The sequence below is a fragment of the Aquimarina aggregata genome, assembly GCF_001632745.1.
Classification (GTDB): Bacteria; Bacteroidota; Bacteroidia; order Flavobacteriales; family Flavobacteriaceae; genus Aquimarina; species Aquimarina aggregata.
Genome location: NZ_LQRT01000002.1, coordinates 904,580 through 925,354, shown reverse-complemented (window position 1 = coordinate 925,354; position 20,775 = coordinate 904,580). Strand labels below are relative to the sequence as shown.

At 31.1% G+C, this 20,775-nt stretch carries 19 protein-coding genes; 9 read left to right on the top strand and 10 right to left on the bottom strand.

What is annotated here, in order from left to right:
- Nucleotides 1-20 precede the first annotated feature (20 nt).
- The 4 genes from AWE51_RS26385 to AWE51_RS05835 all read right to left on the bottom strand — a co-directional run bounded on the left by AWE51_RS26385 (nucleotide 21) and on the right by AWE51_RS05835 (nucleotide 2,478).
- Nucleotides 21-179, bottom strand: coding sequence for a hypothetical protein (locus tag AWE51_RS26385; protein WP_157766028.1), 159 nt, complete (start codon nucleotides 177-179; stop codon nucleotides 21-23).
- A gap of 58 nt (nucleotides 180-237) precedes the next feature.
- On the bottom strand, nucleotides 238-408 hold the full coding sequence (locus tag AWE51_RS26380) for a hypothetical protein (protein ID WP_157766027.1): 171 nt from the start codon (nucleotides 406-408) through the stop codon (nucleotides 238-240).
- A 40-nt stretch (nucleotides 409-448) separates the two neighbouring features.
- Complete coding sequence (locus tag AWE51_RS26375; protein WP_157766026.1) at nucleotides 449-616, bottom strand: hypothetical protein; 168 nt, start codon at nucleotides 614-616, stop codon at nucleotides 449-451.
- 143 nt (nucleotides 617-759) lie between these two features.
- Nucleotides 760-2,478, bottom strand: a complete 1,719-nt coding sequence (locus AWE51_RS05835; RefSeq protein ID WP_066310784.1) for a helix-turn-helix domain-containing protein — start codon at nucleotides 2,476-2,478, stop codon at nucleotides 760-762.
- Between the two features lie 318 nt (nucleotides 2,479-2,796).
- Between AWE51_RS05835 and AWE51_RS05830 the strand changes: the two genes are divergently transcribed.
- The gene (locus tag AWE51_RS05830; RefSeq protein ID WP_066310777.1) at nucleotides 2,797-3,837 is read left to right on the top strand and encodes a threonine aldolase family protein; all 1,041 of its coding nucleotides are present in this window, start codon (nucleotides 2,797-2,799) and stop codon (nucleotides 3,835-3,837) included.
- Nucleotides 3,838-3,878: 41 nt separating this feature from the next.
- Here AWE51_RS05830 and AWE51_RS05825 read toward each other — a convergent pair whose 3' ends face one another.
- Entirely contained in the window at nucleotides 3,879-4,199 is a 321-nt protein-coding gene (locus tag AWE51_RS05825; RefSeq protein ID WP_066310776.1) for a YegP family protein, read from the bottom strand.
- 487 nt (nucleotides 4,200-4,686) lie between these two features.
- On the opposite strand from AWE51_RS05825, the gene AWE51_RS05820 reads away from it, so the two are divergent.
- Nucleotides 4,687-5,790 (top strand): OmpA family protein, encoded by a 1,104-nt coding sequence (locus AWE51_RS05820; protein ID WP_066310774.1) that lies wholly within the window; start codon nucleotides 4,687-4,689, stop codon nucleotides 5,788-5,790.
- Between the two features lie 49 nt (nucleotides 5,791-5,839).
- Here AWE51_RS05820 and AWE51_RS05815 read toward each other — a convergent pair whose 3' ends face one another.
- Both AWE51_RS05815 and AWE51_RS05810 read right to left on the bottom strand, forming a co-directional pair.
- Nucleotides 5,840-6,286 (bottom strand): thioredoxin family protein, encoded by a 447-nt coding sequence (locus tag AWE51_RS05815; protein WP_066310772.1) that lies wholly within the window; start codon nucleotides 6,284-6,286, stop codon nucleotides 5,840-5,842.
- Nucleotides 6,287-6,328: 42 nt separating this feature from the next.
- Nucleotides 6,329-6,655 (bottom strand): YbaB/EbfC family nucleoid-associated protein, encoded by a 327-nt coding sequence (locus tag AWE51_RS05810; protein WP_066310767.1) that lies wholly within the window; start codon nucleotides 6,653-6,655, stop codon nucleotides 6,329-6,331.
- A gap of 144 nt (nucleotides 6,656-6,799) precedes the next feature.
- On the opposite strand from AWE51_RS05810, the gene AWE51_RS05805 reads away from it, so the two are divergent.
- The 3 genes from AWE51_RS05805 to AWE51_RS05795 all read left to right on the top strand — a co-directional run bounded on the left by AWE51_RS05805 (nucleotide 6,800) and on the right by AWE51_RS05795 (nucleotide 11,596).
- Nucleotides 6,800-8,935: a S9 family peptidase gene (locus AWE51_RS05805; protein WP_066310765.1), complete on the top strand. Its 2,136-nt coding sequence runs from the start codon at nucleotides 6,800-6,802 to the stop codon at nucleotides 8,933-8,935.
- A gap of 86 nt (nucleotides 8,936-9,021) precedes the next feature.
- Nucleotides 9,022-10,062, top strand: coding sequence for a PLP-dependent cysteine synthase family protein (locus tag AWE51_RS05800; protein ID WP_066310763.1), 1,041 nt, complete (start codon nucleotides 9,022-9,024; stop codon nucleotides 10,060-10,062).
- 274 nt (nucleotides 10,063-10,336) lie between these two features.
- Nucleotides 10,337-11,596, top strand: a complete 1,260-nt coding sequence (locus tag AWE51_RS05795; protein WP_066310759.1) for an aminotransferase class I/II-fold pyridoxal phosphate-dependent enzyme — start codon at nucleotides 10,337-10,339, stop codon at nucleotides 11,594-11,596.
- Between the two features lie 74 nt (nucleotides 11,597-11,670).
- Here AWE51_RS05795 and AWE51_RS05790 read toward each other — a convergent pair whose 3' ends face one another.
- From AWE51_RS05790 to AWE51_RS05780, 3 genes are all read right to left on the bottom strand, one after another.
- The gene (locus AWE51_RS05790) at nucleotides 11,671-11,889 is read right to left on the bottom strand and encodes a hypothetical protein (RefSeq protein WP_066310757.1); all 219 of its coding nucleotides are present in this window, start codon (nucleotides 11,887-11,889) and stop codon (nucleotides 11,671-11,673) included.
- Nucleotides 11,890-12,122: 233 nt separating this feature from the next.
- Nucleotides 12,123-13,241 (bottom strand): GTP cyclohydrolase, encoded by a 1,119-nt coding sequence (locus AWE51_RS05785; RefSeq protein WP_066310754.1) that lies wholly within the window; start codon nucleotides 13,239-13,241, stop codon nucleotides 12,123-12,125.
- A gap of 137 nt (nucleotides 13,242-13,378) precedes the next feature.
- On the bottom strand, nucleotides 13,379-15,049 hold the full coding sequence (locus tag AWE51_RS05780) for a transporter (protein ID WP_157766025.1): 1,671 nt from the start codon (nucleotides 15,047-15,049) through the stop codon (nucleotides 13,379-13,381).
- 100 nt (nucleotides 15,050-15,149) lie between these two features.
- Here AWE51_RS05780 and AWE51_RS05775 point away from each other — a divergent pair, with 100 nt between their 5' ends.
- The 4 genes from AWE51_RS05775 to AWE51_RS05760 are packed head-to-tail and all read left to right on the top strand — an operon-like array spanning nucleotide 15,150 to nucleotide 20,688.
- Nucleotides 15,150-15,419, top strand: a complete 270-nt coding sequence (locus AWE51_RS05775; protein ID WP_066310746.1) for a DUF4834 family protein — start codon at nucleotides 15,150-15,152, stop codon at nucleotides 15,417-15,419.
- A gap of 33 nt (nucleotides 15,420-15,452) precedes the next feature.
- On the top strand, nucleotides 15,453-17,894 hold the full coding sequence (locus AWE51_RS05770; RefSeq protein ID WP_066310737.1) for a YfhO family protein: 2,442 nt from the start codon (nucleotides 15,453-15,455) through the stop codon (nucleotides 17,892-17,894).
- Nucleotides 17,895-17,903: 9 nt separating this feature from the next.
- On the top strand, nucleotides 17,904-19,187 hold the full coding sequence (locus AWE51_RS05765) for a glycosyltransferase family 4 protein (RefSeq protein ID WP_066310735.1): 1,284 nt from the start codon (nucleotides 17,904-17,906) through the stop codon (nucleotides 19,185-19,187).
- Between the two features lie 46 nt (nucleotides 19,188-19,233).
- Nucleotides 19,234-20,688 carry a polysaccharide biosynthesis C-terminal domain-containing protein gene (locus AWE51_RS05760; protein WP_066310732.1) on the top strand — a complete coding sequence of 485 codons (1,455 nt, stop codon included), beginning with the start codon at nucleotides 19,234-19,236 and terminating at the stop codon, nucleotides 20,686-20,688.
- The last annotated feature ends 87 nt before the right edge of the window (nucleotides 20,689-20,775 follow it).

The window sequence follows — 20,775 nt, the reverse complement described above, 5'->3', positions numbered from 1 at the left end:
AAGCTAATTAACATAGTATTTTATTCCTCATTATGCACACATGTAATACTCGCTGTTCCGCAAAATATTCCTCTTATCGTATGAAAAGGTATATATCCCCCAGATATAGTATTTAAATTTTCTAGTTGTGATACTTTAACCTTTTTAAGTGCTAGTTTTTTATTTGGTTGTTTTTTCATTATGATGTTTTAAATTTATTTTTTATAGTGAAGAATCCAGCCTCTTTTTTTGATTGATCTATTTGATGTCATTTATGCATCCAGACTCTCCCAAAAAACTAGCTGTTCCTCCGCAAATTAAGCCTGCAAGACTTCGAAAATTAATACCCCCAGATATTGCATTTAAATTTTCAAGTTTTGATATTTCAGTTTTATTTAAGATTAATTTTTTATTTGTGCTCTTTTTCATAGTTATTTTTCAGGTTAAAAATAAAGCGATTTATAAGTGATTATTTTACTTGAACAGTACATTCAGATACACTAGCAGTTCCACCACATTTATTTAGTGCATAAGTATCAAGGGGATTACCTCCACCTTGTATTGATGAGGGAAGAGTAAGTTTAGACACTTTAATTTTTTTTAATTCTATTTTCTTTTTTCTGTTTTGACTTTTCATTGTGCTTAAGTTTTAATTTGATAATACGGTAACGAATGTATTTAAAAACGTTTGCTTTTCGTTAAAAAAGTTAAAAAAGCACACGAAATTCTAGAATTTCGTGTGCTTTTTTAACTAATAATCAGGGATGTAACTATTCGTTGTTATTTAACTTTGCTCAATTCTTTTATGTAATATGAAGGTTTAATTTTTACTTGTTTATAAAAAGCATTAGAAAATGTTTCAGCAGTGCTATAACCAAACTCATTTGCAATAGCTTTGATGGTAAATTTGCGTAACATGGTATTTTCTTGTAACTCTTTTACAGCATAATCTATTCGTAATTGATTCAAATAACTAGTAAAACTTTTATTTTTATAATGATTGATGATTAGGGATAGATATTTAACATTAGTTTCCATATTATCAGCTAAAGATTGAGCGCTTAGTCCTACAGTAAGATAACCTTGTTCTTTTTCAAATTCAACAAGTTTTTCCAAAATATAAGTAACATGCTTCTCAGGAACTTTTAGTTCTTTATTTTTAACGACAGTTTTAGCCTCTGTAATAGTTTTATTTTGAGAGGAAGATTTATTACCTTCAGAAATAAGATTTTCAAAACGTATGCGATATCTTTGTTTTTTCTTGTATTGATAGTACAGTAACCCTGCACAAAGAAACAAAAGAATGCCAAGGATGAAAATACCTTTAATATATGCATTATTGTTTTGGTTCAATTTCTTTATAAGTAGTTCTTTTTCTTCTAACAAAAGTGGAATATCATAGTCTTCTTTTATTTTTTTACTTATAAATATTTGGTCGTTTAAATAATTATTCAAAACAGAGTTCAACTTGTCTAAATATTTATTTTGATTGTTTAGATCTCCTGTTTCTTTGAAATATTCTTTAAGATATTCATAAGTCTTAATGTGTTTATATTGAGGTATTGATTTAAGAGTTTCAAGTATCGAATCTGTCTTTTTTAAATAATAAATAGATTTTTCATTATTCTTTAGTTCATAATAGGATTTTCCTAAATAGAAATAACTATCAATAGTATTAGATTTATCTTTAAACTCAAGTATTTTAGGTAAGGCCCTAGTAATACTATCAATTGCTGATAAATATCTATTTTGTTCATATTGATTAATACCTTCACATAAAGTGAAATAGGTTTTCATTTCTAATTGGTTAAGATCATTACTTTTAGATGCTCTTTGGTAACCTATTGTATTGTAATGTGTTGCTGAATCATTTTGTTTTAGTCCAATATAGGTTTCTGCAATTGCGTGAAGTGTATATAGGTATCTAATTGGGTAATTATTCTCGGGCGTACTTTTATAAAAATTAGCACATTTTTTAAATATTTCTACAGCTTTTTGTTTTTCACCTAAATGTTCACTTCGTACAATGCCCAAATAATAGTCTATACGATATAATAAACGCGTATTTTGATTTTTTTCAGCAAGTTTTTGAGCTTTGTTTAGGTGTTCCAGAGTTTTTTTTATATTTCTTTTCTCAAATAAAAAAAACTGAGCTTTTCTAAAGTATGCCCTAGCCGGAAAATCTTTATTTTGCTTGTGTTTGGTTAAATTGATAATACTATCAGTATAACTTAATTTGGAATGGTCTTTTGCTACGTTATAAAAATGATAGTATGCTCTGGCAATTTTAAAAGTATCCTGTTCAAATTTTGCTTTGTCAAGGTACAATGATATTATTTTTCTAGCTTTTATACTGTCAATTTCCTCATACTTTAGAAATAGTTTTTCCAGTTCGTCATAATTTTTATTTTGCAAAACATCGGTAAAACTTTGAGCATTTGTTGTGAATGGTAAAAGAATGAGTTTTATAATAAAAAGATGTATAAGTGCTCTATGCATGTTTGATAAATAAATGAAAATTTGTTCAGAATTATTACTTATCTCAAAAGTAGTATTATTTTATTTGATACTTTTGAGTGCATACTGTGTTATTAGTTTTCTACTAAGTAAAAAAAGAACCACTACTTATTTCTGTACCAAATAATATTATTTGTAGTCATTTGTTGGCCTTCTCGATGTTGTTTAAAGAAGAACTGTTAATGTTTTTTAAGAAACTTTGATTTTGGATTGCTTTATTTTTTTAATTATAAAAGTAATATTATTTTTATAAGTTCCATGTAACAAACTATAAATCATGTTTTTTAACATTAGTAATAAATGAAAATAGACCTTAGAAGTGATACAGTCACCAAACCAACACCAGAAATGCTTCAAGCAATGATGACTGCTGACGTAGGAGATGATGTATATAAAGAAGATCCAACAGTAAACGCTTTAGAGGAAAAAATTGCGAATATGTTTGGAAAAGAACAAGCGTTGTTTTTTCCGTCAGGTAGTATGGCCAATCAAGCAGCAATTAAACTACATACCCAACCAGGAGAGCAATTAATAGCAGATAAGTATGCGCATGTGTATAATTATGAAGGGGGAGGAGTATCTTTTAATAGTGGAGTTTCTTGTAAACTTTTAGAAGGCAATAGAGGTATGATCACATCATCGCAGGTTGAGGCTGCAATAAACCCTCCTGATTTCTATCATAGCCCTCTAACAAGCCTAGTGTGTATAGAAAATACAACAAACAAAGGAGGGGGAGCATGCTATAATTTTGAAGAAATTAAAAAAATAAAAAAAGTATGTAATAATCACAATCTAGGATATCACCTAGACGGTGCAAGATTATGGAATGCCTTGATTACAAAAGAAGAAAGTGCTGTAGACTATGGAGAAGCTTTTGATACCATATCCGTGTGTTTGAGTAAAGGGTTAGGGGCACCAATTGGATCTGTGTTAATTGGTAATGCAGAAATTATGGAAAATGCCATTCGCGTAAGAAAAATTTTAGGAGGAGGCATGCGGCAAGTAGGGTATTTAGCTGCTGCCGGAATTTATGCATTAGATCATCATTTTGATCGACTTAAAGAAGATCATAGAAGAGCAAAGGAAATAGGAAGCGTTCTTCAAAACTTATCCTTTGTAAAACAGGTCGAACCCATAGATACAAATATTATCATATTTACTATTGATGGTAATGAAGAAAACTTTATATCAGAAATGGAAGCAAAGAATATATACTTTTATGGTATGGGGCAAGGAAAATTAAGATTTGTAACACATTTAGATTATACGCAAGAAATGCATGAGTATTTCTTGAACCTTCTGGCATCTTTTAAACTAAATAAAGCTGTTTATGAACTATAAACAGCTTTATTTATTCTAATTTTTATAAAAACACTTAAAAATTATACTTCCTTAGTTTTTGCATCTGGAGCATTTTCTCTAACAGAATTAATTCCATTTTCCATTCCAGATTCAGAAGAATACATTTGACTGCTTCCTATTACTTGACCGTTACCGGCTTTTAGGTTAAAAAAGAATTTACCATTTTTTGCTGTTTTACGCTCATATCGTCCATCTTCTGAAGCATTTTTCTTTACAGACTCAATACCGTTTTCTGCAGCTGCTTTACTATTATAAACTTCACTACTTAAAATGACTTGACCATTCTTAGCTTTTAATGTGAAATGATAACTAGACCCTTCCTTATTTTTGAGTTCAAACATAGTCTTAATTGTTTTAGTTAATTTTTAGCTTTTGCTAAAATTATAGAATTAAAAGGAAAAAGAAAAATGTATTCCATCAGAAAGGTTACCAATACTCTAAAAAAATCATCTTTTAAATGATAGATACATTATTATGTATTTGTTAAGTCTAAGATTTTATAAAATAATAGTAATTAGAGTTGCAGTCTAAATAAAGCTTTATTTGATGAGTTAAGGATTAGTTTTAAAACAACACAATAAAAAATATTAAAGTTATACTATGGTTTTCCGTAAGGAGAGGACTAGTATTAATTTATAAATTAGTAATTCAAGATACAGAAATTCTGAAATGTGTACTATTCATTTTGACATGGTATTTTATCGAAAAAAGGAACAAATCGTCGAAAATGTTAAAATAATGTGAATGTGAATTATTTATGTTCGCATGGTCAGTCCTTAGTTTTGTATACTATTAATAATTAAATATTTACATTCTAAACCATCAATTATGAATAAAGTTATCTTAGGGGGAGTTCTTATTTTTCTCGGCGCAAACGTATATGCTCAACAAGATTTGCCGCAAAACCCAGAACCAGGGAAATGTTATGTGCGTTGTACAACACCTGATGTATATGAAAATCAGACAGTACAAGTTAAAATTACACCCGAGTATAAGAAATTAAAAACATTTCCGGCAACTTATGAAACCGTTACCGAAAAAGTGATCGTAAAAGAAGCATCAAAAAAACTAACAGTGGTGGCTGCTAAGTACAAAACAGAAACAGTTACATTTATGAAAAAACAGGGGGCTTCTACTTTAAAAGTTATTCCTGCTAAACTGGGTCCAAGTTCAGAAAGTGTAGAAATTAAGCCCGCTTATGCTCAATGGGAACTAGGATCTCCTGCTCCTGATTGTGCATCTAGTAATCCCGATGATTGTAGGTATTGGTGTTATAAAGGTTATCCAGCAGAATTTACTACTATACCAGTAAAGGTCTTAGGTTCGGATGCAACAACAACCAGTTCATCTATTGCAGAACAATCTGCAACATATACAAAAAGAGTATTAGTAGAGCCAGCAAGGGTAATAGAAGAAGAAATTCCTGCAGAGTATGGGACTATTACTAAAACTGTATTGGTAAAAGATGCATACACCGAAGAAGTGATTGTGCCGGCAACATTTAAAGATGTTACTAAAGAAGTATTAACACAAAAAGGTGGTTTGACTACATGGAAAGAAGTAGAATGTTCTCTTGTTGAGTATTCTGCGTTACCTATTAATTGGAACCTAGGAAGCGCAACACTAACTGCACAAGCTAAAAGTATTATTGATACAAGATTAATGCCCGTATTAGCAAATAATCCAGGTGCTAAAATGGAAATTGCGTCTCATACAGATGCAAGAGGTTCAAAATCAAATAACAAAGAACTTTCTGATAGAAGAGCACAATCTGTTGTAAGTTATCTTATTACTAAAGGTATTAATGCTAGTAGATTAGTAGCTAATGGTTATGGCGAAACTAGACTTAAAAATAGATGCGCAGATGGCGTTACTTGTACAGAGAGACAACATGCATCAAACAGAAGAACAGAATTTAGATTAATTCAATAATTCATTTCAATCATAAAAAAAAGCCTGATATCATCTATCAGGCTTTTTTTTATTTGTTATTCTCTAACAATTCAAAATAATATTTTGGATCTCTAAGAGAGCTATATCCAGAGGCTTTATCTAAAACTTTACCTTTATGATTTAGTATATTAACTAAAGGAAATACTTTACCTGGATTATATGTGTCAAGGAGTTTATAGTTTTCTGTTTTTTGATTTTCTGTAAGTAAATCAGCGTTTCGTGGTATATCGATTTTTAGGAATACAAAAGAAGATTTATAAGCATCTAATTTTTCATTTTCAAAAAAATCTTCTTTAAGAAGCATGCAAGGTTTACACCAATCACTACCTGTAAAGTATAAAACAATTGGTCTTTTTTCTTTTTTTGAAATGGTAATGGCTTTTTCAAAATCCGTAGCCCAAAATCCGCTATCTGTTTTTTCCTGAGAAAAACCTAGAAGACTAATAAAACAAAAAATCAAATAAATAGACTTCATATTAGAATATTAAGATTTAGAATACTTGTAAAATACCAAAAACTATTCCATAAAATTACTTAACCCAGGAATATTTGGCATTCCTTCTTTTGCAACAGCTGCTAGTTCAGTTTCATTTACTTTAGTAGCTTTAGCAATAGCTTTATTAAGTGTAATAATTAAGTAGTCTTCTAATTGTTCTTTGTCGTTAAATAACTCATCTGCAATAGTTATACTTTTTACTTCTCTGTTTGCGGTTAGTGTAATTTTTAACAAATTATCAGAACTACTCTCGTCAACTAATACAGTATCTAGACGTTTTTTTGTTTCTTCAACTTTTTGTTGGGTCTCTTTGAGTTTACCCATCATTCCCATCATATCTCCAAACATATCTTTGGTTTTTTAAAATTTACATCAACAAAATTAGTATTTTGGATTTTAATAAACTAATAATATATATGTCTATCAAATGACCATATTTTGAGTTATATTTCGAATAAATATCATGACTAATTAATGAATTAACAGAAATTGATGAAAACTTCGCACATTATATTCTTACTTTCAATTACTTTTGCAACTTCTTGTAAAAATAATACCAGTAAAACCTTGGAAACAAAAACGAAACACCCAATAGCAGATAAGAAACCAACAAATCTAGAAAAACACGATGATGTAAGGGTTGATAATTATTTTTGGTTAAATGATAGAGAAGATCCAGAAGTAATTGATTACTTAGAGCAAGAAAATGAGTATAATGATATAATAACGGGGCATACCAAAGATTTTCAAAAGGATATTTTTGAAGAAATGAAAGGTAGAATTAAAGAAGATGATTCTTCTGTTCCTTATAAACTTAATGGGTATTGGTATATAACAAAATACGAAAAGGGTAAGGATTACCCGATTTACTCAAGAAAAAAAGAAACGTTAGAAGCTTCTGAGGAGATCATATTTGATTGTAACGAAGAGGCAAAGGGGCATAACTATTTTAGAATGGTTGGTTTAAGTGTAAGTCCGGATAATAAACTTGTTGCATTTGGTGTAGACACAGTAAGTAGACGTAAATATACAATACGAATTAAAAACCTGGAAACGGGAGAAATTTATCCTGAAACACTTGAAACTACTTCAGGAGGTAGTACTTGGGCTGCTGATAGTAAAACCTTGTTTTATACTAAGAAAGATGATGAAACACTAAGGTCTGATAGGATTTATAGACATGTTTTAGGTACTAATGTATCAGAAGATGTAGAGATCTATAATGAAAAAGATGATACTTTTTATACGTTTGTATATAAAACCAAGTCTAAAAAATATCTTGTTATCGGTTCGGGAAGTACTCTTACATCAGAATATAGAATTTTGAGAGCAGACGATCCTATGGGAGAATTTAAAATTTTTCAACCAAGACAAAGAGGATTAGAATATGGCATAGCACACTATGATGATCATTTTTATGTGTTAACAAATGCCGACAAAGCTAAAAACTTCAAATTAATGAAAGTCTCTGAGGAGAACACATTAAAAGAAAATTGGAAAGATGTGATACCACATAGAGAAGATGTTCTACTTGAAGATATCGAGATTTTTAAAGAATATTACGTGATTAGTGAACGTAGTAACGGCTTAAACCTCATTAATGTGAAACGTTGGGATAAAAAGGCCGATTACTATTTACCTTTTGATAATGAAACATATACAGCATATGTAAGTACCAATCCTGATTTTGACACAAAAACACTTCGGTATTCTTATAATTCATTAACAACGCCTAACTCTGTTATAGATTTTGATATGGAGACAAAGGCGAAGGATGTCAAAAAAGAACAAGAGGTTTTAGGTGGAAAATTTGATAAAAATAATTACACATCAGATCGAGTATGGGCAACAGCCAAGGATGGTACAAAAGTACCCATGTCTTTGGTATACAAAAAAGGTATTGTAAAAGACGGTAGTAATCCCGTATTGCAATATGCTTATGGTTCATATGGTTCGACAATAGATCCTTATTTTTCTACAGCTAGGTTAAGTCTATTAGATAGAGGTTTTATTTATGCAATTGCACATATTAGAGGAGGAGAGTATCTGGGGAGAGCCTGGTATGAAGAAGGAAAACTCTTTAATAAGAAAAATACATTTACAGATTTTATTGATTGCTCAAAATACTTAATTGCAGAAGGATATACGTCTAAAGATCATCTTTATGCAATGGGGGGATCTGCAGGAGGTCTATTAATGGGAGCAATTGTAAATATTGCTCCGGAATTGTATAATGGTGTTGTAGCCGCTGTTCCATTTGTAGATGTAGTTACAACAATGTTGGATGATAGTATTCCTTTAACAACGGGAGAATATGATGAATGGGGTAATCCAAATGAAAAAGAATACTATGAGTATATGAAATCATATTCTCCATACGATAATGTTGTGGCTCAGGACTATCCAAATATGCTTGTAACTACAGGCTTACATGATTCTCAAGTACAGTATTGGGAGCCAGCAAAATGGGTAGCAAAGTTAAGAGAGTTAAAAACTGATGATAACATATTATTATTACATACCAATATGGAAGCTGGTCATGGTGGAGCATCAGGTAGATTCGAAGCTTTAAAAGAAGTTGCCGAAGAATACGTGTTTTTATTAGATTTAGAAGGTATAAAGAAGTAATTAAAAAAAATAATGTAACTTCGTACCGTTTTTGTAACATTTTGTGGATACTTATTAAATTCTACAAACTTGTTTAATACAACTATATGAGAGAAGAAATAAGGGCTTATAATAATGTTCTGGAGCTTATCGGTGATACACCATTAGTAAAGCTAAACAGAATTATAAAAGGCTTACCGGGTAATTACTATGCCAAAGTAGAATCTTTTAACCCGGGGCACTCTACCAAAGATAGAATTGCACTTTATATTATTGAAGAAGCTGAAAGAAAAGGCATTCTTAAACCCGGTGATACAATAATAGAAACTACTAGTGGTAATACTGGTTTTAGTTTAGCTATGGTAAGTGTTATTAAAGGTTATGATTGTATTCTTGCAGTAAGTTCTAAATCATCAAAGGATAAAATAGCAATGCTCAAGAATATGGGCGCTAAAGTTTATGTGTGCCCTGCACATGTATCGGCAGATGATTCAAGATCTTACTATCAAGTGGCTAAACGATTACATGAAGAAATTAAAGGTTCAGTATACATAAATCAATATTTTAATGAATTAAATATTGATGCGCATTATAATTCTACAGGCCCGGAAATTTGGGAACAAACCAATGGAAAACTAACACATTTCGTAGCTTGTTGTGGAACTGGAGGAACTATTTCTGGTACAGCAAGATTTTTGAAAGAAAAAAATAGTGAAATTCGTGTTTTAGGAGTAGATGCATACGGATCGGTAATTAAAAAATATCATGAGACACGAGAATTTGATGAAAATGAGATCTACCCTTATAGGATAGAAGGACTAGGCAAAAATTTAATTCCTACAGCTACAGATTTTGATGTTATTGACAAATTTGAAAAGGTTAGTGATGAGGATAGTGCACATACAACAAGAGAACTTGCAAAAAAAGAAGGTCTGTTTTTAGGATATACTAGTGGAGCGGCTTTACAAGGCATCAAACAATTCGCAGAGCAAGGAGAATTTGATGAAAACAGTAATGTCATTGTCATTTTACCCGATCATGGTTCTAAATATATGAGTAAAGTATTTAGTGATGAGTGGATGTCCGAACAAGGATTTTTTGATAGCAAGAATGAAATTGATGCACAAAAAGTAGAGTTTATTAAGTAAAACTTCTTTAAAATATAAGATTTATAAGCATCCCAATTCTTTGGGATGCTTTTTTTATAGTTGTTTGATCATCGTAATGTGCTATTTCCCCAATTGTTGGAGTCAATTATATTTACTAAATTACAGGAAATCAATAAAATAATTACTGTAGAATACTTTTGCAAAATTGTGATTTGTTAAAATTAAACTTTGTAAAAGTGAATTTCAATATAATTATGCCATCAAATCAATTTTCCGTATTTTCGCAAACTTATAAGAAACAATTTTTTGATAAATGAGAGATTTATTTGATAAAATTTACAAAGACAAAGGGCCATTAGGAAAGTGGGCAGATAGAGCTGAAGGATATTTTGTTTTTCCTAAGTTAGAAGGTCCAATATCAAATAGAATGAGGTTTCAAGGGAGAGAAGTTATTACCTGGAGTATCAATGACTATTTGGGATTAGCTAATAAAGAAGAAGTACGCAAAGTAGATGCAGAAGCTGCAGCTGCTTACGGTTCTGCATATCCTATGGGAGCAAGAATGATGAGTGGTCATACCGATCTTCATGAACAATTACAGGATGAACTTGCCGAATTTGTAAATAAAGAAGCTTCTTACTTATTAAATTTTGGGTACCAAGGTATGGTGTCAACAATAGATGCCTTGGTTAGCAAAGACGATATTATTGTATATGATGTAGATGCTCATGCATGTATTATTGATGGAGTTAGATTACATCAAGGGCAACGATATACCTATCGACATAATGATATTGAGAGTATAGATAAAAACTTGATGAGAGCCACTAAAATGGCCGAAAAAACTGGAGGAGGAATTTTGTTAATTTCTGAAGGTGTTTTCGGTATGCGTGGAGAGCAAGGTAGGTTAAAAGAAATAGTTGCTTTAAAAGAAAAATATAATTTTAGATTATTTGTAGATGATGCTCATGGTTTTGGAACATTAGGAGCTACAGGAGCAGGAACAGGAGAGGAGCAAGGGGTTCAAGATGACATAGATGTATATTTTGCAACTTTTGCAAAATCTATGGCAAGTACAGGAGCTTTTATAGCAGCAGATCAAGAAATTATAGATTATTTAAAATATAATTTGCGTTCGCAAATGTTTGCAAAATCATTGCAAATGCAACTTGTGGTAGGTGCTCTTAAACGTTTAGATATGTTAAGAACTATGCCTGAGTTAAAAGCAAAACTATGGGAAAATGTTAATGCATTGCAGAATGGATTAAGAGACCGTGGTTTTGATTTAGGAACTACACAAAGTTGTGTTACACCTGTTTATTTAAAAGGAAGTATTCCTGAAGCAATGGCGTTGGTTAAAGATTTGAGAGAGAATCATAGAATTTTTTGTTCTATAGTAGTATATCCTGTTATTCCTAAAGGATTAATCTTATTAAGACTAATCCCTACGGCCTCACATACTATGGAAGATATTGAAGAAACACTTGTTGCTTTTTCTGCGATTCGTGAACGATTAGAAAACGGAACGTACAAACGTATGTCTGCATCTGTTGCTGCTGCGATGGGGGAATAAAGATATTAGGTGAAATCATATATAAAAAAAACCGCTAAAAAACATTTTAGCGGTTTTTTTTATTGGGTCATTTTCTATCTGCAATGTGTGCTAGGACCTTTTACACATTTTCCATTGATACATGTACATCGTCCATCTGCATTTGTTGAACAATCTAATTTAAATGGTCCAACGAAGCAAACAGGACCTTGTGATCCATTATCTGGAAATGTTGCATCACCTCCATGGATATTCTTTTGTTGCCGTTTTGCTAGTTTTTGAACTCCTTGTAATTTTAAAATTTCTTTTAACATTGGAATGGGTTTTAAGATTTATTGCTTTTACGAGACTCTTGGTATTTAAATCTCAATAATTACTTTTTAAATATACTAACATATCTAAATGCACTTTGTTAAATATAAGTTATATAATATGTGTATACTGATAAACTTATAACAAAAAAATAGCGTTCAACTATTCCAATAGAATTTAAGCTAGTTTGTTTTTGAAGTAAAAATAATTGTTGAGAGTAGTTCGAATTTAAAGATTATAAGCTTTTTCTAAAAGTTCTTCTTATCTTATGTTGTTCGTGTTCATAATCGCTCCAAAGTGCCTGAATAGCCTTGTTTTCTTCTAATTCTGGATTTGTTTCTACCATTTCAATTCCATTTCGAAGAAAAGCTTCGTTCATTTCCTTGAAAATAAGAGCGGTAACACCTTTGTTTTGGTACTCAGGATCAATCCCGATAAGATAAAAAGCAGCAGTATCATTTCTGCGTTGTGCTTTTAAGATGTGTAAAAATCTAAGTGGATATACTTTTCCGTTCATTTTTTTCAGAGCCTTAGAAAATGAAGGCATTACAATAGAAAAAGCAATAAGCTTATCGTTTTTGTCAACGATACAGGTAATATATTCAGGATTCAAATAGGGTAGGTATTTCTTCTTATACATGTCTATTTGATACTGTTGTATCGGAACAAAAGTTTGTAAACTACTATATGTTTTATTAAGTAAATCAAACATATCGTCGGCATACTTAAGAATCTCTTTACTTTTCTTAAATTTTAGAAGTTTAAGTTGATAACGTTCCTTAATTACTCTTGAAAATTTAATAACTTTTTCTTTAGTCTGTTTAGGAATCTTAATTTTATACTCTACCCAAGTAGCGGCAGGTTCAAAATTAAGTTGCTCCATATGTTCGGCATAGTAAGGAAAATTATACCAAGTGATCATTGTATTAAGCTCATCAAATCCTTTAATTAGAATCCCAGCTTTATCCATGTTGGAAAACCCAACAGGCCCTTCCATATATTCTAAATTATGCTGGGCTCCGTATTCAGAAACTTTACTTAAGAGTGCTTTGGTGACTTCGATATCGTCAATTACATCAAACCATCCAAAACGTATTTTAGATTTCTTTTGTTCTTTTACCTCTATCCAATTGATAATAGCAGCAATACGACCAACAATATTATTGTCTTTATAGGCTAAAAAATACCTTGCTTCTGCATTTCTAAAGACAGGGTTTTTTTTAGGATTCATTACATCCACCTCTTCTTTAATGATGGATGGAACATAATATGGGGAATTTTTATATAATTCAAAAGGAAACTTAACAAACGTGGTTAAATCTCCTTTAGATGTAATTTCTTTAATCGTAATCATATATCATCTCTAATTCATAGCAAATATATAACCCTTTTATTAAATATTAAGAATGGACACAGATCATTTTGTTAACTATGATCGAGTTTTTGATATAAATATTTCTGAAATTTCTAATTTACACCTTATCAAAATAATTATATGTCGAATTTTTCTAATTCTTTCTCTATTTCACTATCGTCACTTTCTTGCTCTTTCTTTTTGTCTTTTTTGCCTTGAGCTTTACGTTTACTTTCTTCTTTCTTTCGTTTCTTCTCTTCTTTTAAACGTTTTTTATCCTCTTTCTTTCTTCGTTTTTCTTCGTCTTTCTTTTTCTTTTCCTGTTCTTTTTGATACTTATCATACTCGGCATCTACATCGACTTCCTCAGCTTTTTCTACTTCTTTTTTCTCAACTTCTTTCTCTTTTTGTTCTTCGGCATTTAGGTCATTTTCCATTTTTTCAAGCTCCTTGAGTTGTTTGTCTAAATCTTCAAGTTCTTGGTCAACACCTTTGTCTTCTTCCATTTTGTCAAGTTCGGCATCTATATCTTCAATCATTTTAGCCTTTTCTTTTTCGGCTTTTAGTGCCGCTTTTTCAGCAGCTCTAGCTTCTTTAGCTTCACGTTTCAGACGTCTCGCTTCTTCTTTTTTGAATTTTTTACCTTGTTTTTTGTCAACTTTTTCTTGCTCGATACGCTCACGTTCTAATCGTTCGTCTGTTCGTCTTTGATCAAGATCTTGTTCCATTTCATCTCTAAAACTATCATCTTCGAAATCATTGATAAATGATGTTTTTCTAGGTTTAATACTATCATTTTCTTCTTCTCCTTCTTCAAGCTCTCCTTCAAGACCTTCTTCACCTTCTAGTTCTTCTTCATCCTCTTCCTTATCTTTTACACCACCTTCAAGGCCTGGTTGTTCAATAATTTCATCTTTCTTGTGCCAATCAAATCGATAAGATGCTCCAAAGCTACAGGTGAAAATAGAAGGAGTATCTTTAAAATTAAATGCAATATTAGCATCGAATTGTAAATCTTGGTCAAATAAATAGGCACCACCAAGTCTCATGATATTATCACTATAAAAATCACTCTTTTGAACTTCATATTCTATAAAACCGGCCCAAGTCTCATTTATAGTATGCGTAGCGGTTAATATAAGGCCAAAAGCAGGGTTGTCGGTTGTGACTTTATCTACAATAAGATTGGTGACAAAAGCCCAATCTCCACCATAATTTGTAGTCCAGTTATTTTGTGCAGCAATTACAAATTTAGGACTTATTGAGGCGTCACCTGGGAAAGTAAAGGGATTATCAGATGCTATAAAATTTACTCCCGCATACGCAGATACAGCAGGAATTAAAGTTTTCCATCTAAATTTATAGTGTTCTTTCCAACTTTTTAGTTTCTCGTAATTAAGAGAATCATTTTCTTTAGGTCTTTTATAAGGGTCGTAAATGAGATATTTAGCACCAATTGTATTAATCTCAAAATTACTTCTATTTATTTTTTGTTGATTAGCTCCAATAGTTTGCGTTACCCCATCGGCTCTATATCGACCATTTAACCTGATTTCAAGTTGCTCTATAAGAAGGCCATAGCGTACAGAGTAGTCGAAGTTAAAAACATTAGTTTTGGTGTCTAAAATTTTGTGCTTTTCTTTCCCAAAGCCAAAGCCACCTTCTAATTGTAAAACATTATTACCAACCGAAAAAGCCCCTTGTGAAGTACCAGGTCTATTTGAATTAATTTTTTCGGTATATTGTGCGTTAGCCAATACTCCCAATAAAAAAAAGGAGACTAACAGCAGAATAGATTTAGGGCTCATATTCGATATATTTGGTTCAAATATAGCAGATTTTATCATTTTTTTAGGATTGAATGGGGGTAATTGTATATAGAGTTCCTTATTTTTGAAAAAAATTAATATGCAAGAAGCTTCTGTGACAGGGGTGTTAAAGGTAATTTTCATTCTTGTTCTTATATATTATGGACTAAAAGTACTAACGCGTTTATTTGGTCCTGTATTGCTTAGATATGTAACAAAGAAAGCTGGAGAGAAATTTCAACAGCAATTTAACCAGCAAACACCACCACGTCAATCTACAGATGGCGAAGTTACAATTGATAAGAAACCAAAACAAAATTCTTCTAATAAAGATGTAGGAGAATATATCGATTTTGAAGAAATTGATTAATTTGGCGCTTCAATACGTAAACTTGCACAAATCATGTCTCACATCAAAAGAATAGTACCACACATTCTTGTTATTTTAGGTTTTATTATTGCCTCGTTGGCCTATTTCACTCCTGTGCTTAGTGGTAAGATGTTGTACCAAAATGATATTAAGCTGTATGAAGGTATGGCAAAACAACAAAAAGATCATAGGGCATCTACGGGAGAAGAGACATACTGGAATAATTCTGCATTTGGTGGTATGCCAACATATCAAATAGGAGCTCGATTTCCACATGATTATATGGATAAATTAGACCGCTTGATCCGTTTTCTACCAAGACCTGCAGATTATTTATTTTTATACCTAACTTGTTTTTATATTTTAATGCTTGTTATGCGTGTTCCTTGGAAAATAGCAATTTTAGGAGCATTAGCTTTTGGGTTTTCAGCCTATTTAATTATTATCATAGGAGTAGGGCATAATTCTAAGGCACATGCTATAGCATATTTCCCATTGGTGCTTTCAGGTATTTTATTAGTATTTCAAAAACGATATATAGTAGGCTTTTTGTTAACCGCTATAGCCATGGGGCTAGAGATACAAGCCAATCATTATCAAATGACATATTATCTTGGATTATTAACATTAGTGATGGGAATAGTCTATTTTATTGATGCTTTCAAGAAAAAAGAAATTCCGCATTTCTTTAAATCTGTTGGTATATTAGTTGTTGCCGTGGCTTTTGGGTTAGCTACTAACGCAACTACATTATTGTCAACTTCAGAATATGTAGACACTAGTATACGTGGTAAGAACTTATTAGCTGATGAAGGCGCAACTTCGTCTGAGAAAAATGGCTTAGATTATGAGTATATAACTCAATATAGCTATGGAAAATTAGAATCACTTAATCTTTTTGTTCCTAAATTAATGGGACTTGGTCGCGCATCGGATTTAGGTACCGATTCTAAATTTTACCAAGAAATACTGGCATTGGGTCATTCAGTAAAACAAACTGAGTATTATGCGAGTAATACTTTTTTATATTGGGGAGCACAACCTTTTGTAGAAGCACCTCCTTACTTAGGGATTACAGTAGTATTTTTAGCATTATTAGGATTGCTATTGATTAAAGGAAGACTTAGGTGGTGGCTTTTGGCAGGAATGATTTTATCTCTAACATTAAGTTGGGGTAAAAACTTAGAGTTTCTAACACGCTTTTTTATAGATTATGTCCCTCTTTATAATAAATTTAGAGCAGTTTCAAGTATTCAGGTTATTTTAGAATTATTGATTCCTATTGCTGCAGTTCTTGGTATTCATAGTTTTTTTAATGATAAAATTTCATTTGAAGAACGAAAGAAGAAGTTTTTAATTGCCATTGGTACTTTTGGAGGATTGTGTTTGATTTTTTGGCTTTTTGGAGGAAGTTTATTTTCTTTTAAATCTCCTTCAGAATTGCAATTAGCAATAGAGCAACCTGCCATTTTTGATGCGATAAAAGAAGATCGAATAACTATTATGAAAAGTGATAGTTTAAGGTCTCTACTATTTATTATTTTAATTGGAGGAGTGCTATGGTTTACATTAAAGAAAAAGGTTTCTGAAAATATAGCATTGATAGGAATTGGGTTACTAATTTTAATAGACTTAGTTGCGGTAGATAAACGAAGTGTTAATGATGAAGGTTTTATCTCAAAAAGAGAATATAAAAATTATTTTCAAGCGACAGCTGTTGATAAAGAAATATTAAAAGATAAATCATATTATAGGGTTTTAGATCAAGCTCGAGGTTTTAATAATTCACATACGAATTATTTCTTTAATTCTATAAATGGATATACTGCAGTAAGACCAAGAAAAATGGAAGATTTATACTTTGGCCATATTGCAAAAGGTAATTTGGAAGTAATCAATATGCTTAATGTAAAGTATGTGATTCAACAAAACAAAGATCGAAAGTTAGAAGTGCAGCAAAACCCTTCGGCAAATGGAGCAGCTTGGTTCGTAGAAAAATTACAATTTGTAAATGGATATAAAGAAGAATTTGAGTCACTTAATACTATTGATACCAAAAAAACTGCTGTTATTCGAAAAGATTTCCAAAAAGATCTAGAAGGTTATAAACTGGTAAAAGATAGTGTATCCACGGCTGCTATCTCTAAAACTTTACCAGACCATTTAGCATATAATGTGTATGCTGCTAATCCTGGTTTTCTTGTTTTTTCTGAAACTTATTATAAGGATGGGTGGAATGCTTATATAGATGGGGAAATACAAACTATATATCCTGTAAATTATATGCTTAGAGGATTAAAAGTACCTGCAGGGAAACATAACATAGAGTTTAAGTTTGAACCTAAAGTAGTACAAACAGGAAGCGCCATTACTCTTACAAGTTCTATTATTCTTCTCATACTTATTATAGGAGCCTTGTTTTTTCAGTACAAAAAGACAGGTAGTTTATTATCTTTATCACAAGTTGATAAGTAAGATGATAGTTTGAAGGTTTTAATTATTACATATTATTGGCCACCGGCAGGAGGCCCAGGAGTTCAACGCTGGCTTAAATTTGTTAAGTACTTTAGAGAATTTGATATAGAACCAATTGTATATGTACCTGAGAATCCAACATATCCTTTGAATGATGATTCTTTGTTGACCGATATTCCTAAAGATATTACAATAGTTAAACACAAAATATTTGAGCCTTACCGTTTTGCAGAATTTTTTTCAAAAAAAGAAGCTAAAATGATTAGTAAGGGTATTATAACAGCTAAGAAGAAACAGTCATTTATCCAAAGAATATTACTATATATTCGTGGAAACTTTTTTATTCCTGATGCCCGAAAATTCTGGGTAAAACCTTCCGTAAGCTATCTGAAAAATATCATTTTAGAACACGATATTACTACAGTTATAACAACAGGCCCCCCTCATAGTGTACACTTAATAGGTCTTGCGCTGCAAAAACAAATTAAAGTTAAATGGGTTGCAGATTTTAGAGACCCTTGGACGACTATTGGATATCATGATAAGCTTAAATTAACAAATAGATCAATTAAGCGACATAAATTTCTAGAGAAAGAGGTTTTAAAACAAGCAGACAAGATAGTAGTCACTAGTTATACTACAGCAAAAGAGTTTCGTGAGATCACAAGCAAACCGATTGATGTAATTACTAATGGATTTGATATTGAAACTACCTCAGAAGTAATTTTGGATTCAGACTTTACAATATCTCATATCGGTTCATTACTATCTGGACGTAACCCTAAAAATCTATGGAAAGCGTTATATGAACTAACACAAGAAAATAGTTCCTTTGCCGAATTGTTTAAACTACAACTTGTTGGTGCTGTAAGTGATGAAGTGCTGTTAACTATAAAAGAAGCAGGATTATCAGATTTTGTAACTCTAAAAGGATATGTTTCACATAAAGATGCTATTTTAATACAAAGAAGTTCTCAAGTGTTATTACTTATAGAGATTAATAGTGCCGAGACACAATGTATAATTCCGGGTAAATTGTTTGAATATATGGTTTCAAAGAGACCAATAGTTGCGCTTGGTCCAAAAAATGCTGATATCCAAAAGCTTATATCAGAAACAAATTCAGGGTATTTTTTTGAATATCATGAATACGAAGAGCTTAAAAAACAAATCTTAGCGTATTTTAAAATGTTTCAACAAGGTAAATTAACCTCAAATGTTCGTAATATTGATAAGTATAGTCGCAAAGAACTTACAAAAGTAATGGCGGATTTACTTAAAGAATCTAAATAGTAATGTATCAAGTTAAAACTTTTTACATTTATAATTTACTTAATGAATGGGAGTTGTAGTTAATCAATCTATAAAAAATGTAATAATTACTTGTCTGGGCTTTGGTGTGGGTGCAGTAAATACGTTGTTTTTGTTTACCAATTTTATGGATGAGAAGTATTATGGTATGATTACCTACCTGATTTCTGCTTCTAACCTTATATGGCCATTAATGGCTTTTGGAGTGCATAACACACTGATAAAGTTTTTTTCGTCATATATAAATAAGGATCAACAAGACAGGTTTTTGAGTCAAATGTTGTTGCTTCCTTTTTTTATAGCCATTTTTCTGGGACTTTTAGGAATACTGTTTTATAACACTATTCTTAATTTTGTAAGTGATGAAGATGCTATTGCAAAACCATATATATGGACAATTTTTGTTTTAGCTATCGCTATGTCATATTTTGAGGTGTTTTTTGCATGGTGTAAAGTGAAACTTAAAAGTGTCTTTGGAAACTTAATGAAAGAATTATTTGTTAGAGTTTTAACTTTTATTCTTTTGTTCTTTGTCTATTATCAAGTGATAAGTGTAGAGCAATTTATTTATGCTTTAATTACTGTATATGTCTTAAGAATGTTAATCATGATGTTCTATGCTTTGAGTTTGCATTCTGTCACTTTTAAACTTGCTTTACCGAACAATTATATATCGGTGCTAAAGTATTCTTTTCTTATACTTATAGCTGGTTCTGTTGCTTCGATGCTTATAGATCTAGATAAAGTTATGATAAAGCAGTTTCTTGCGATAGAGAATGTGGCTAAATATGGTATTTGTGCATATATAGCCAGTGTTATAATTATTCCTTCTCGTGCGATGCACCAAATAACATATCCGTTAACGGCAAAATTAATTAATGAACGAACTTATGATCAACTAAGAGAATTGTATAAAAAAAGCTCTCTAAATCTTTTAATTATTAGTGGCTTACTATTTATTCTTATTATTTGTAATGTCACCGCTTTATTCAATGTCATTCCTGATAATTATGAATTACTTATTTGGGTAATTATATTGATAGGAAGTTCTAAGTTATTTGATAATTTTTTGGGTAATAATAATTCTATATTATATAATTCTGATCATTATAGACTTGTATTGTATATTGGGGTAGGGATGGCGTTACTATCATTTGTGTTAAATATAGTATGTATTCGACAATTTGGTATAACCGGTGCTGCTATTGCCACTTTTATTGCAGTATTTTGTTATAATGTTGCAAAATTATTGATAGTAAAAAGTAAGTTCAAAATGCATCCGTTTTCAAATCATACTTTTTTCACAGCTTTTATAATTATAGCTTTTGTATTTGCATTTTATTTTTGGGAATTTCATTTTCATCCTATAATAAATATAATTTTAAAAAGTATTCTAATAGGGATTACCTATGGTTTCGTAGTCTATGTTACTAAAATGTCAACAGATTTAAATAAATTGATCAATAACATATTTAAAAGATAGATTATAACCATAAAGAAAATCCCCCGAGGTGCTTAAGCATACAACTCTAGGGGATTTTCCAACTAACCAACCAAAAAATTAAATGTT

Coding starts and splice junctions, on each gene's coding strand:
- AWE51_RS05770 (WP_066310737.1), top strand. CDS start 15,453: ATGTCTCACATCAAAAGAATAGTACCACACATTCTTGTTATTTTAGGT.
- AWE51_RS05795 (WP_066310759.1), top strand. CDS start 10,337: ATGAGAGATTTATTTGATAAAATTTACAAAGACAAAGGGCCATTAGGA.
- AWE51_RS05830 (WP_066310777.1), top strand. CDS start 2,797: ATGAAAATAGACCTTAGAAGTGATACAGTCACCAAACCAACACCAGAA.
- AWE51_RS05820 (WP_066310774.1), top strand. CDS start 4,687: ATGAATAAAGTTATCTTAGGGGGAGTTCTTATTTTTCTCGGCGCAAAC.
- AWE51_RS05775 (WP_066310746.1), top strand. CDS start 15,150: ATGCAAGAAGCTTCTGTGACAGGGGTGTTAAAGGTAATTTTCATTCTT.
- AWE51_RS05760 (WP_066310732.1), top strand. CDS start 19,234: ATGGGAGTTGTAGTTAATCAATCTATAAAAAATGTAATAATTACTTGT.
- AWE51_RS26385 (WP_157766028.1), bottom strand. CDS start 179: ATGAAAAAACAACCAAATAAAAAACTAGCACTTAAAAAGGTTAAAGTA.
- AWE51_RS05835 (WP_066310784.1), bottom strand. CDS start 2,478: ATGCATAGAGCACTTATACATCTTTTTATTATAAAACTCATTCTTTTA.
- AWE51_RS05825 (WP_066310776.1), bottom strand. CDS start 4,199: ATGTTTGAACTCAAAAATAAGGAAGGGTCTAGTTATCATTTCACATTA.
- AWE51_RS05785 (WP_066310754.1), bottom strand. CDS start 13,241: ATGATTACGATTAAAGAAATTACATCTAAAGGAGATTTAACCACGTTT.
- AWE51_RS26380 (WP_157766027.1), bottom strand. CDS start 408: ATGAAAAAGAGCACAAATAAAAAATTAATCTTAAATAAAACTGAAATA.
- AWE51_RS05800 (WP_066310763.1), top strand. CDS start 9,022: ATGAGAGAAGAAATAAGGGCTTATAATAATGTTCTGGAGCTTATCGGT.
- AWE51_RS05790 (WP_066310757.1), bottom strand. CDS start 11,889: ATGTTAAAAGAAATTTTAAAATTACAAGGAGTTCAAAAACTAGCAAAA.
- AWE51_RS26375 (WP_157766026.1), bottom strand. CDS start 616: ATGAAAAGTCAAAACAGAAAAAAGAAAATAGAATTAAAAAAAATTAAA.
- AWE51_RS05810 (WP_066310767.1), bottom strand. CDS start 6,655: ATGTTTGGAGATATGATGGGAATGATGGGTAAACTCAAAGAGACCCAA.
- AWE51_RS05815 (WP_066310772.1), bottom strand. CDS start 6,286: ATGAAGTCTATTTATTTGATTTTTTGTTTTATTAGTCTTCTAGGTTTT.
- AWE51_RS05780 (WP_157766025.1), bottom strand. CDS start 15,049: ATGAGCCCTAAATCTATTCTGCTGTTAGTCTCCTTTTTTTTATTGGGA.
- AWE51_RS05805 (WP_066310765.1), top strand. CDS start 6,800: ATGAAAACTTCGCACATTATATTCTTACTTTCAATTACTTTTGCAACT.